This is a genomic window from Gillisia marina, from assembly GCF_000258765.1.
In the GTDB taxonomy this organism is placed as follows: Bacteria; Bacteroidota; Bacteroidia; order Flavobacteriales; family Flavobacteriaceae; genus Gillisia; species Gillisia marina.
Map to the genome: position 1 here is coordinate 88,758 of NZ_AJLT01000006.1, position 13,569 is coordinate 102,326.

8 protein-coding genes and 1 pseudogene are annotated in these 13,569 nt (G+C 35.9%); 5 read left to right on the forward strand and 4 right to left on the reverse strand.

The annotated features are described in order from the left end of the window. Nucleotides 1-36: 36 nt before the first annotated feature. The 4 genes from ON07_RS02235 to ON07_RS16885 all read right to left on the reverse strand — a co-directional run bounded on the left by ON07_RS02235 (nt 37) and on the right by ON07_RS16885 (nt 5,747). Nucleotides 37-1,185, reverse strand: coding sequence for a SusF/SusE family outer membrane protein (locus ON07_RS02235; protein ID WP_010227840.1), 1,149 nt, complete (start codon nt 1,183-1,185; stop codon nt 37-39). 48 nt (nt 1,186-1,233) lie between these two features. Continuing rightward, on the reverse strand, nt 1,234-2,763 hold the full coding sequence (locus ON07_RS14235; RefSeq protein WP_237708833.1) for a RagB/SusD family nutrient uptake outer membrane protein: 1,530 nt from the start codon (nt 2,761-2,763) through the stop codon (nt 1,234-1,236). Nucleotides 2,764-2,826: 63 nt separating this feature from the next. Further along, nucleotides 2,827-4,797, reverse strand: a complete 1,971-nt coding sequence (locus ON07_RS14240; protein WP_010227845.1) for a SusC/RagA family TonB-linked outer membrane protein — start codon at nt 4,795-4,797, stop codon at nt 2,827-2,829. A 29-nt stretch (nt 4,798-4,826) separates the two neighbouring features. Beyond that, the gene (locus ON07_RS16885) at nt 4,827-5,747 is read right to left on the reverse strand and encodes a carboxypeptidase-like regulatory domain-containing protein (protein WP_010227846.1); all 921 of its coding nucleotides are present in this window, start codon (nt 5,745-5,747) and stop codon (nt 4,827-4,829) included. 217 nt (nt 5,748-5,964) lie between these two features. Here ON07_RS16885 and ON07_RS02250 point away from each other — a divergent pair, with 217 nt between their 5' ends. The 5 genes and pseudogenes from ON07_RS02250 to ON07_RS02265 all read left to right on the forward strand — a co-directional run bounded on the left by ON07_RS02250 (nt 5,965) and on the right by ON07_RS02265 (nt 13,475). Next, nucleotides 5,965-6,987, forward strand: coding sequence for a LacI family DNA-binding transcriptional regulator (locus ON07_RS02250; protein ID WP_010227847.1), 1,023 nt, complete (start codon nt 5,965-5,967; stop codon nt 6,985-6,987). A 132-nt stretch (nt 6,988-7,119) separates the two neighbouring features. After that, nucleotides 7,120-8,640 carry an MFS transporter gene (locus ON07_RS02255; protein WP_010227848.1) on the forward strand — a complete coding sequence of 507 codons (1,521 nt, stop codon included), beginning with the start codon at nt 7,120-7,122 and terminating at the stop codon, nt 8,638-8,640. Next, a pseudogene (gene pgmB, locus ON07_RS16735) lies at nt 8,627-9,181 on the forward strand (beta-phosphoglucomutase); the annotation flags it as partial. The gene ON07_RS02255 and the pseudogene pgmB, both read left to right, overlap by 14 nt. A 108-nt stretch (nt 9,182-9,289) precedes the next feature. Continuing rightward, entirely contained in the window at nt 9,290-11,596 is a 2,307-nt protein-coding gene (locus ON07_RS02260; RefSeq protein WP_010227849.1) for a glycoside hydrolase family 65 protein, read from the forward strand. Between the two features lie 37 nt (nt 11,597-11,633). Further along, complete coding sequence (locus ON07_RS02265) at nt 11,634-13,475, forward strand: glycoside hydrolase family 13 protein (RefSeq protein WP_010227850.1); 1,842 nt, start codon at nt 11,634-11,636, stop codon at nt 13,473-13,475. The last annotated feature ends 94 nt before the right edge of the window (nt 13,476-13,569 follow it).

Genomic DNA, 13,569 nt, shown 5'->3' on the forward strand with positions numbered 1-13,569 from the left:
ATCTTTAGACAGCTTTAATATTATTGTATTCTGAAATTACTCAGCTACTACAACCGGAATAAAGGTATAACGAGAGGTAATATCATTAAACCAAACTGTATAGGTTCCTGCTTGAACCATGATGTCATCACCAGTTGCTTGTCCACTAGGGAAGTTTTCTCCGCCACCCCAGTTTACATCCCAAGCTAAATTAGCTCTAAATTTTGCTGCACCATCTGTAAGTACAACATCATTAGCTTGCCAAATATGCTTATCGAAATCTGAATTAGTCATTTTAATATCTGGCGTAGGATTATCATCATTAGGCCATCCAACAGATGTTCCAGCTCCTACAATACCTATAACATCATAAGTAGTCGCGGCACTTGCATCATAGGCTTCAAAAGTGTACGTAAGATCTTCAGTATTTATTGTGAATGTATAGTATCCTGCTGTAGCTACCGGGAACGCATCTGGATCTTCACCTAATAATTCACTATTAGTTAGGCTTCCGTCTTTAATTCCCCATTGTGGTTGCCATGCACCTTTCATATCTAACAATTTGAATGCACCTGCACCAAAATATCCTGTAAAGTAATATTGGTTTTCATTTTCAGAATCTCTGAATAAAGGTGTATTGTTGTTATCATTATTCCAACCTGCGGCAGTAGCATCTCCAACAAGATATAATTCTTTAAAGCTAGGTCCTTCTTCTACAGCTGCTTCCGGCATTACTACTGTAATAGATTTAACTTCAGAAGAAGTATTTAAAGCGTTTCCTCCATCATTTCCGGCGAAAGCTTTTATTCTAAAATAAACCTGTCCTGTATTTGGAGCCTCCGTTTCAGCATCGTTATCCAACCCTGCATCTGTAGCAAGTGTAATTAACTGGCTTACTTTAATAGCTAAATTGTTTTCACTGGTACTTCCTATAACATCGAAACTAGAAAAATCTGAACTCGTTGATGCTTGAAGCTCATAAGTGATATTTGTTGGAACGTCGAAATCTACAGTATTCCAAACAAATCTTTCTGCGATATTTCCAGAAGTAGCTGAAGTAAGTACATAAGTGTCATTAAAAGAATTAATGAAATTAATACCTTCAACATCAGGCTGGGCAATAAAAACTACATCGTCGTCACTAGAACAGGAATTCAATCCTAGAAGAGATACAAAAGCAAATAATAATATTAATATTTTTTTCATTTTCAATTTTTTAAAATTAGTATCCTGGATTTTGGGTTAAGTTGGTGTTTACACTAGATCTGAAGCAGGTATTGGCATTATATTTCTAAAAGAAGCTGTTGTAGTTCCTTGAGGAACACCACCTTTAAATGCCCATACTCCATTTTCTGTAAATAGATTGAATCTTATAAGGTCTGTTCTTCTTTGAGCTTCCCAATATAATTCTCTACCTCTTTCATTTATTATAAAATCTAAAGTAAGATCTGAAGCAGTGATGTTCCCGCTAGAATCTCCATAAGCTCTTTCTTTAAGCTCATTAATATAAGTTACGGCTTGTCCTGTGCTTCCGCCACCACCTCTTAGTACAGCTTCAGCATACATAAGATAAGCATCTGCAAGTCTAAACATTGGGAAATCTGTATCTGGAAATTCCCCCGTAGAGTCACTTCCTTGTTCTCCATTAATATCTACATTTTTAAATTTTGCTACTGCATACCCGTCTGTAAAAACAGAAATATTATCGATCTCTTTTTTCTGACCATCTGTATAAAAGATGGCTCTTTTATCTTCAGATTCTGCTCCGCCCGGGAAAAGATCTACAAATTGCTGTGTGGTTCTTAATCCGGCCCATCCACTACTTACTCCAAAGTCGGCAGGATCCATAGAACCTCCAATAGAAGCATGTATCATAAATGTCATTCCACCATAGGCTTGTGTATTTAACCCGTCAAATGTTATAGGAAAAATCACCTCCTCTTGTGCACCATTGGTATCGTTATCTGCTAAAAATAAATACTGATAAGGTACATCCGGAATAGAATATCCGGCTTGAATTACTTTAGTAGTATAAGTAATAACATCTGTATATCGACCTTGTCCTGTATACACTTCAGCATTTAGGTACAATTTAGATAGTAACATCCAAACCGCGGCCTGGTCTGCTCTTCCATATTCGTTTTGTCTGGCAGGTACAATAGTACTTTCAATAGCCAAAAGTTCTCCTTCTATATAACTAAAAAGATCTGCTCTTTTAATTTGTGGTGGCAAGAAAGCTCCAATAGGATCTTCTTCTGTAACAAATGGTGGATTCCCGAAAAGATCCATTGCATGATAATAGCTTAGAGCTCTTAAAAATCTTGCTTCTGCTCTATATTCAGCAATTTCAGATTTTAAATCTCCACTAACTCCACGACCATCTAACTTAGCATCAGTAGTCTGACGTAAAAATTCGTTTGTTAATGCTATTTGATATAATAATCTGCTGTACATGGTTCTAATAAACTCATTTCCTGAAGTCCAGGTTTGAGAGTGAAGATCTTTAATTGTACCATCATTCCAGCCAATAACAGCTTCATCTGTAGTAAGCTCTTGAAGTTTAAAGAAAAGTCTCATGTAATTTGAGAATCCTTCATCTAAACCTTGAAGATCGGCATTTCCAGAAGGGCCTTGTTGTCCACTCAATGAAAGTCCTGCATATAATTTTGCGGTAAATTCTCTATAAGAATCCGGATTATCAAAAACCGTTGCAGAGGTTTCCCGGTTATCCTCAGGTTTTAGTTCTAAGTCGTCCTGGCAAGACCACAATAATATTGTGCTCAAAAAAAGGATCATGACTGGTTTAAAATTTCTATACATAATAATAGCTATTTGTTTTTTTATTTTTTAGAAAGAAAGATTAAGTCCTAATACCACATTTCTTGTTCTAGGGTAAAAGTTGTTATCTATTCCGTTTCCAATTTCAGGATCTAAACCTTCGTAATCTGTAATTACAAATAAGTTTGTACCTGTAAGGCTTGCTCGTACATCTACTACATCTCCTGGGAATAAATATCCTAGGGAAACATTGTCTAATCTTACAAAATCTGCACTTCTTATATAATAATCTGAGAACAGTTGCGCCGCTTCAAAATTAGATTCAAGCACATTTGCATTTAAATTGGCATAATATGCTTGCGGAGTAACAGTTCCTGCACCAACAAATCCATTTCCAGACTGGGTATTGTTATATACGTAGTTTCCAAAATTACCTCTAAAAGTAAAACTGAAATCCAAATTCTTATAGTTAATAGTATTTGTTAAGCCCATGAAATAATCTGGAGTCGCTTTTTTATAAGCTTGACGATCTGCTTCTGTAATTTGATTGTCTCCATTTACATCTACATAAGCCCCTTCTATTGGTTGTCCTTCATTATTGTAAACTTGGCGATATACAAAGAATGTTGTAGGATCGAAACCTTCTTTCCAAATTTGAATGTTGTTACCAACACCACCACCTATACCTCCTTGAGGAATAAAGAAATTAGGATCATTTCCTAAAGATAGCGCGGTTATTTCGAGATCTTGGAAAGAAATATTATAATTAACATTCCAGTTAAAATCTTCTCTTTGGATTATAGCAGCATCTAAACCAACTTCAATACCACGGCTTACTGTTTCACCCACATTGGTGGTTAGCAAATCTGAAAGATTCGCACCTGCCGGCACTGGTACAGTAGCCAAAAGATCTTTTGTTTCTCTATAATAAGCATCTACGCTCCCAGAAAATCTATTGTTGAAGATACCAAAATCTAATCCTACGTTGGTAGTTTTTAATTCTTCCCATTTTAGGTTTTCATCAAATTCTTCAGGTCTTAATGTATTTACGAAAGTATTCCCAAATTGAACGTTTGCACCCCTCTGGCTAGGAGTATAAATTCCTAAATAGCCATAGTTAGGACCAATCTCTTGGTTTCCTGTAATACCATACCCAGCTCTTAATTTTAAATTGCTGAATACGTTACTGTTTTCCATGAAGGATTCGTTCATGATCTTCCAACCTATAGATACCGATGGAAAACTACTCCATCTATTATCTTCAGAAAATCTTGAAGAACCATCTCTACGGTAACTTGCAGAAATTAAATATCTATTGGAAATATCGAAACTTGCTCTTGCAAAATAAGATTCTAAAGAGTTTCTATTTATACTAACAGGATTAGCAACAAGACTATTGTTTTGAGTTGTTCTACTTTTGCTGTTAATAAAGAATTCCTGATAAGAATGACCTGCGGTTAGATCTAACTTAGTATCAATAGCATCCAAATCATTTTTATAGTTGAAGTAAAAATCCAATAAAGTGTTTCTATTTATTCCCTCATAAAAATTTTCGAAACGAACAGATTGGTTATTAGCGGCAGAGGTAATAGGTCTCGTTTCGTATCCGCTTAATTCAGCATAATCGAAACCGGCATTTAAATTGAACCTTAATTCAGGTAAAAAAGAGAATCTATAATCTACATTTAAATTGGAGATATTCCTTTTGTTTTTTGCATTGTTGTCTCTTTGCAGTAATAATGCCAATGGATTTCTAGTAGCTTGTCTAAATTCATCATCTGTTGTATCACCACCTCTAAATTCAAAAAATCCATCAAAAGGACTTGTTGGATCAAATACCGACTGAGTAGGGTCGAAAGCTACAGCAGCACCAATAGCACCTTGATCTGCAAAACTGTTCTCATCTAAAATTCCTTTGGAATTCAATGTTAATTTAAGATCGTTATCAAGGAAATTCTGAGTTAAGGTTAAATTCAACGCATTACGCTCATAAAAATCCTTTTTCAATACACCCTGCTGATCTGTATGGTTGAAATTCAATCTATAAGTAAAATTGTCATAACCTTGTCCTACTGTAATATTATGAATCGCTCCATAAGCCTTCTATATATTTGGTCTTGCCAATCCGTATCAGAAGTTCCTAATAAACTTACATCAGTACCATCTGTAGTTTCAATTATATTTCTAAACTGTGCAGCATTCAACACATCAATTTTATCTGTAATTTCTCCTCCAGAGATTTTAAGATCGTACTCTGCAGTAAAATCTGTACTTGTAACTCCTTTTTTAGTAGTAATAAGAATTACTCCGTTAGATGCACGTGAACCGTAAATAGAAGTTGCGGCAGCATCTTTAAGAATTACAAAGTCTTCAATTTCGTTAGGGTTAATAGCGTTTAGCTGATTTCGAACTCCCTGAACACCTCTTTGATCTAATGGAATTCCATCTACAACGATCAAAGGAGAATTGTTTCCGGATAAAGAAGATCCTCCACGAATTCTAATTTCAGCACCACCACCTGGCTCACTACTTGGCGTAATACGTACTCCGGCAGATTTACCTGCAATAAGCTGTTCTGGAGATATCACTGCTCCTTGGTTAAATTTTTCTGAATCTATCTTTTCTACTGCACCGGTGGCATCTTGCTGCGTAGTAGATCCATACCCAATCAATAAGACTTCTTCTAAAGCATTCTGACTTTCATCTAACAACACATCTAAAGAAGTTTGACCATTATAAGGTATTTCTTGACTCACAAAACCTAGAAAAGAAAATACCAGGACATTTCCATTATCTATATTGGAGATGGTGTATTTACCATCAAAATCTGTGGTAGTTCCGTTAGTTGTTCCTTTAACAATTATGTTTGCCCCGGGAATAGGTAAGCCGGTTGTACTCTCAGTAATAGTACCGCTTACAGTTTGTTGGGCAAAAAAGCTCATCGGCAGCATTAGCAGCAAAAACAACGAACTTTTAAGTAATTTTTTCATAAATAAATCGATTAATTTGAATAAAATTTAACTGTATATTTTCACTTCCTGAGGCTAAATGTATGTAAACTAAATGTTAATTTCTTGCGTATTTGCCTGATGACCACTACGAAAACGTTTTCGTGTTGACAACTTTTATGTTTTAATGCTTTATACGGATTTTTGAAATTTTGTTGTAGATTACAGGAAACTTCGAAGACCCTACGATTACTATTTTATGAAGAAAAGATTAACCCTTAAATTAATTGCCAAAGAGTTAGATGTTTCAATATCTACAGTGTCTAAAGCTTTGCGTGATAGTGCTGAAATTAGTGAAGATACCCGCCAAAAAATAAAGGCCTTTGCTAAACTGTATAATTATAAGCCAAATAATATTGCACTTAGTCTTAAGAATCGAAAAACCAAGACCATCGGAGTTATTATTCCTGAAATTGTCCATCATTACTTTACTACCGTGATAAGTGGTATAGAGCAGGTTGCCAACGAAAAAGGCTACCATGTTATTATTTGTACTTCCAACAATTCTTTTGATAAGGAAGTGATAAATATGGAGATTTTAGCGAACGGTAGTACAGATGGATTTATCCTTTCAGTTGCTAAAGAAACACAGCAAAAAGGAGATTATCATCATTTAACTGAAGTGATCGAGCAGGGAATGCCACTCGTGATGTTTGATAGAGTTATCGATGAAATAAATTGCGATAAGATAATTATCGATGATACCTTAGGTGCTAAAAAAGCCGTAAAACATCTTGTAGATAAAGGCTGTAGAAGAATAGGACTTATAACCACTATAGATTATGTGAGTGTTGGTAAACTTAGAACGCAAGGCTACATAGATGCGCTTAATGAGAGTAATATTGCTTTTGATGAAAACTTGATTCTAAAAGTGGAAGATTTTGACCATAGCGAATCTGAGATTCAATCTTTTCTTAATAATAAACATATGGATGCTGTGTTCGCTGTAAATGAGCATTTCGCGATCTATGCTATAAAAGCTTTTCAGGAACAAGGCTTAAAAGTGCCTGAAGATGTTCAGGTAATCGGGTTTACAGATGGTGAGTTGTCTAAACGATTTATCCCTAGTTTAACTACCATTAATCAACATGGAGAGGAAATGGGAGCACAGGCAGCACGCTTACTTATTAAGAAATTAGAGAATGAAGATGCAGAGGATGAGCCGTTTGAAACCATTATAATAGAAACTGGTTTGGTGGAACGAAATTCTACAAAAGGCTAATTTTACTTTCAGCATTTAAAAATTTATATATCTTTACAGCCTTATTATAATTGTCAAAACTGATATTTTCACTTCCGTTAATATGTTTTGACGAGTCATAGTGCTTGTCGTAGTAGAAATTAATCTTACGATATGCAAAAACGCAACCTTAGTTTTTGGGAGATCTGGAACATGAGTTTTGGATTCCTGGGTATTCAATTTGGATTTGCTTTACAAAATGCCAACACTTCAAGAATTTTTGAAACCTTAGGCGCAAATGTAGAAGATATTCCCATTTTATGGATTGCTGCACCGGTTACCGGACTAATTGTTCAGCCTATAGTTGGTTATTTTAGCGACCGAACTTGGACAAAATTAGGTAGGAGACGACCATATTTCTTAGTTGGTGCAATTCTTTCTTCAATTGCCTTATTTATTATGCCCAATTCTCCAACGCTTTGGGTAGCCGCAGGTACCTTATGGATTATGGATGCTTCCATAAATATTTCTATGGAACCATTTCGTGCATTTGTAGGAGATAATCTTCCCGAAAGACAACGAACCCTAGGTTTCTCCATGCAAAGTTTCTTTATTGGGATAGGAGCCGTAATAGGTTCTTTGTTGCCATATATGTTTACAAATTGGTTTGGAGTAAGCAATACCGCAGCAGAAGGCGTTATTCCAGATTCTGTAAAGTGGTCTTTCTATGTTGGGGGTGCAGTGTTTTTATTGGCAGTTCTCTGGACAGTTTTTAAGTCCAAGGAATACTCTCCTGAAGAATTAGCAGCCTTCGATAAGGCAGACAAAGCGATTTCGACTGCAAATAATGAGGTTGTAGATAAAAAGAAGAATATTGAATCTCAATTTACTATAGGTCTTGTGATGTCCATAATAGGTGCATTATTCTCTGGAATTATCTATTATAAAGATTTAACCAAGGAACTATACATACTTTTTATAGGACTTTTAATTACAGGACTGCTATTTACAATAGTTTCTCAGTTACGAAAAAAAGAAATTCGTAATGGTTTTACCGTTATAGTTACAGACATGCTTAACATGCCAAGAGCAATGAAACAACTGGCATGGGTACAATTTTTCTCTTGGTTTGCATTGTTTTCTATGTGGATCTATACAACTCAAGCCGTAACAGGACACGTATTTGGAACCTCAGATACTACCTCAGAATTATATAATGATGCGGCAGACTGGGTGACGGTGATGTTCACCGTATATAATGGAGTTGCTGCAGCAGTGGCCTTTTTATTACCTGTATTGGCGAAAAGAACAAGTAACAAATTCACTCATTTATTGGCACTTTGTGCGGGAGGGCTGGGTTTAATCTCCATTTATTTTCTTTCAGATAAAGTGGGATTATTGTTAGCGATGGTTGGAGTAGGAATTGCCTGGGCGAGTATCTTATCTATACCCTATGCAATGTTATCTGGATCTCTACCATCCAATAAAATGGGATATTATATGGGGGTTTTTAACTTCTTTATAGTAATACCTCAAATTGTGGCAGCCACAATTTTAGGGTTTTTAGTAAAAGAATTTTTTGGAAATCAACCTATATACGCTTTGTTAATAGGTGGTTTCTCAATGATCTTGGCGGGAATTTTAACCTTAAGAGTTCAAACACAACGAAAAATAAATATTAGTGAGCAAAATTAAAGGAGTAATATTCGATTTGGATGGAGTAATTGTAGATACTGCGAAATTCCACTTTTTAGCCTGGAAAAAATTGGCTAACGATTTGGGTTTCGATTTTACAGAGCTTCAAAATGAAGAACTAAAAGGGGTTAGCCGAGTGCGCTCTCTTGAGAAAATTTTAGCATGGGGAAATACAAGCTTATCTAAAGAGGAATTCACAGAAAAGATGGCGGTTAAGAATGACAACTATTTGTCCCATATCACTAATCTAACTAGTAAGGATATTTTACCCGGAGTTTCCAGAATTATAGATTTTCTTTCTGAAGAAAATATTCCAATTTCATTGGGTTCTGCAAGTAAGAATGCACGTCCAATCTTGAAGAAAACTGGGTTGATTGAAAAGTTTCAAGCCATTGTAGATGGGAATGATGTAAGTAACGCCAAACCAGATCCGGAAGTTTTTCTTATCGCTGCTGAAAAAATTGGAGTTTCGAAGGAAAACTGCTTAGTATTCGAAGATTCGGTTGCAGGTGTACAAGCTGCAAATATAGCTGGAATGATGAGTATAGGAATTGGTGAAAAAGATGTACTGCATGAAGCAGATCATGTTTTTAGCAGTTTTGAAGAAATTGAAATAGATTTTATAAAAAAAATTAGTGACAACGTAGGTATGAATCAAGATTATATACAACCAGACAATTGGTCTATCATAGAAGAAGGTTTCGAGAAAGATCGTGTAGAATCTTCAGAAAGTTTGTTCAGCATAGGAAATGGAAAAATGGGCCAGCGCGCCAATTTTGAAGAACAATATTCAGGAGAAACATTTCAGGGGAGTTATATCGCCGGGGTGTATTACCCGGATAAAACCAAAGTGGGCTGGTGGAAAAATGGCTATCCGGAATATTTTGCAAAGGTATTAAATGCTCCCAACTGGATAGGGATCAATATTTTTGTGAACGGCGAAACTTTAGACCTAAATACGTGCATTAAAGTAGAGGATTATCGCAGAGAACTTAATATGAAGGAAGGCTGGTATCAACGTAGTTTTGTTGCCACTTTACCTAACAATATTTTAATAAGAGTAGAAGCCACCAGATTTTTGTCTTTAGAACTAGATGAAGTGGGAGCGATAGATTACCAGATAGAATTGATTTCTGGAGATGCGACAATCACTTTTCAACCTTATTTGGATAGTGGGATTTCCAATATGGATGCTAACTGGGAAGAGAAATTCTGGGAAACCATAGAGGTGAGTTCTTCGGAAAATCAAGGTTTTATTGTTTCAAAAACCTTAAAAACAGAATTTCACGCATGTACCTTTATGCAATCTGAAGTTTTACTGAATGGTAAAAAAGTTGAGCTTGAGTATAAGGAAGAAAAAGAGATTGATAAAATTTCATTCTCCTATAAGATTTCAGCAGAAAAAGGAGATGTCGTGAGTTTGCAGAAGTTTGCGGGCTATGTTACAGATATGAATCATGATAGGAATGAGCTCATAGCTGCTGCTAAAAATGTAGTATCTACCGCTGTTAGCATAGGATACAGAGGATTGCTTCAGGACCAAAAGGATGCCTGGGAAAAAACTTGGGAAATGGCAGATATCTCTATTTCCGGTGATGTAAAAGCGCAGCAAGGAATTCGTTTTAATATTTTTCAGCTAAATCAAACCTACTCAGGGAAAGATGAGCGATTAAATATTGGTCCAAAAGGTTTTACCGGAGAGAAATATGGAGGAAGTACTTATTGGGATACCGAAGCTTATTGCATTCCTTTTTATATGGCAACAAAAGACCAACAGGTAGCAAGGAATTTACTTTCTTATAGATATAACCATTTGGATAAGGCGATAGAGAATGCAGAAAAGTTAGGTTTTACTAATGGTGCTGCTTTGTATCCAATGGTGACCATGAATGGGGAAGAAAGCCATAACGAATGGGAAATCACTTTTGAAGAAATTCATAGAAATGGTGCAATGGTTTTTGCCATTTATAATTATGTACGATACACGGGAGATTTCGATTATATTCCGGAAAAAGGACTGGAAGTAATGATTGCCGTTGCCCGTTTTTGGCAACAAAGAGCAACTTTTAGCAACGATAAAAATAAGTTTATGATTCTTGGGGTTACAGGCCCTAACGAATATGAAAATAACGTAAATAATAACTGGTATACCAATTTCTTGGCAAAATGGTGTATCGAGTATTGTTTAGAAACACTAAAGAAAGTAAAAGATGGTCATGCAGAAGATTACGATAGAATTTTTGGCTTAACCAATCTTTCTGATGGGGAATTAATGAAATGGAAAGAGGTTTCAGACAATATGTATTTCCCGTATTCAGATCATTTGGAGGTGTTCCTTCAGCAAGATGGATTTTTGGATAAGGAATTAATCCCTGTTGAAAATCTAGACAAAAAGCATAGACCCATCAATCAGAAATGGAGTTGGGACAGAATTCTGAGATCCTGTTATATCAAGCAAGCCGATGTTTTACAGGGATTCTACTTTTTTGAAGATCAATTTGAAGAAAAAGAACTCGCGAGACATTTCGATTTTTACGAGCCTTTAACGGTGCATGAATCTTCACTTTCTCCATGTGTTCATAGTATTCAGGCAGCAAAATTAGGTCGAATGAAACAAGCTTATGAATTTTATGTGCGTACAGCCAGATTAGATCTGGACGATTATAACCATGAAGTAAAAGAAGGTTGCCATATTACTAGTATGGCTGGTACCTGGATGAGTATTGTAGAAGGATTTGGAGGAATGAGGATTGTGAATGATCAGCTTTCTTTTAATCCAAGAATTCCGGAAGAATGGGATGCGTATTCTTTTAAAGTGAATTTTAGAAACCAAATAGTAAAAGTTGAGGTTAGTAAGGAGAAGACTTGTTTTAACTTGGAAGGAACGGCAGCTATCAATATTCTTGTGAAAGGGAAATCTATAGAAGTTCATCCAAATAGCGCAGTAGAAGTTTAGTCACAACCTCAGCTTTTGAGGCATATAAATTATATAAATGAAGCAGTTAATAGTACTTTTTTTGGTGTTTTTTAGTCTTTCTACATCTGCACAGATAGATAGGATGGAGCCTCCTTTTTGGTGGAGCAATATGCAGCAGCCTAGCCTTCAGATCATGTTCTACGGAAAAGATATCGCTCAATATGAATTGTCTGCCCCAAAGGAAATGATCATTGAAAATGTGCTTCGAACAGAGAACTCTAATTATGTTTTTGTAACTATTAATACTAAGGATCTTCCAGCAGGTTCTTATGAGTTCAACTTCAGCAAAGAAGGAAAAACTATTTTCAGTAAACCTTTTGAATTAAAAGAAAGAAGGGAAGGTTCTGCCTTCAGGAAAGGTTTTGATGCCAGTGACGCCATGTATTTAATTATGCCGGATCGTTTTGCTAATGGAAATCCGGATAACGATTCTTCAGCTAAAATGGTAGAAAAAGCAGATCGCACAAATTTAGGTGGTCGCCATGGTGGGGATCTTCAGGGAGTAATAGATAATTTAGATTATTTAGAAGATCTTGGAGTTACTGCGCTTTGGAGTACACCGCTTTTGGAGGATAACGATAAAACCTATTCTTACCATACCTATGCGCAAAGTGACGTGTATAATATAGATCCGCGTTATGGTACGAACGAAGATTATAAAAAATTGGCTGCAGAGATGCACGCGCGGGATATGAAATTGGTAATGGATTATGTTACCAACCATTGGGGTGCAACGCATTGGATGATCAATGATCTGCCAACCTACGACTGGATCCATCAGTTTCCGGGATATGCAAATTCTAATTATAGAATGACCACGCAATATGATACGAATCGGTCTGAAATAGATTGGAAATACTGTGTAGACGGTTGGTTTGTGAGCTCAATGCCAGATCTTAATCAGCGTAATCCATTGGTGCTAAATTATCTTACCCAAAATGCAATTTGGTGGATAGAATATGCCGATTTAGATGGCTTTCGGGTAGATACCTATTCTTACAACGACAAGGAAGGAATTGCTAAATGGACAAAGTCTATAATGAACGAATATCCTAATTTTAATATCGTAGGGGAAGTTTGGATGCACGATCAGGCACAAATCTCTTACTGGCAAAAAGATAGTCCAATAGGAGCGATTCAAAGTTACAATTCCAACTTACCTTCTGTAATGGATTTTACCTTGCATGATGCGATAATGACCGTGTTTGATGAAGAAAATCCTAGTTGGGACAAAGGAATGATTAAGGTGTATGAGAATTTTGTAAATGATTTTTTATATGCCGACATAGATAATATTCTGGTATTTGCAGGAAACCATGACACAGATAGAATAAACCATACATATAAAGGAGATGTTAATAAGTATAAGTTGGCGATGACTTTGGTGCTTACTACACGTGGAATCCCGCAGTTATATTATGGAGATGAAATTGGGATGGTTGGAAATAAAGCTGAAAAAGGAGATGGCGACATTCGTAGAGATTTTCCGGGTGGCTGGAAAGGAGACCCACAATCTGCATTTACTGAAGCTGGAAGAACAAAAACTCAGAATGATTATCATGCCTTCACCAAGAAATTATTGAATTATAGAAAAAATAAAGAAGTGCTGCATTTCGGAAAATTACTGCAGTATTTACCGGACAATAACGTGTATGTGTATTTTAGATATAATGAAGAAGAACGCGTAATGGTGGTAATCAATAATAATCCTGAAGCCCAGGAATTGGAGCTAGCTCGTTTTGCTGAAGGTTTAAATGGAAGCGTTTCAGGAAAAGATGTGATTTCTGAAGCAACTATTAATTTCAGTGATCGTTTAAGCATCAAAGGAAAAACTTCTATGCTTATTGAATTGAATTAATTTTGACACCTTGAGCATTTAGACTTCGCTCAAGACAAGCTAAAGTCTAAAGGTTGAGTAAAAAAGACCTTAATGATGGAATTATATTTTTTTT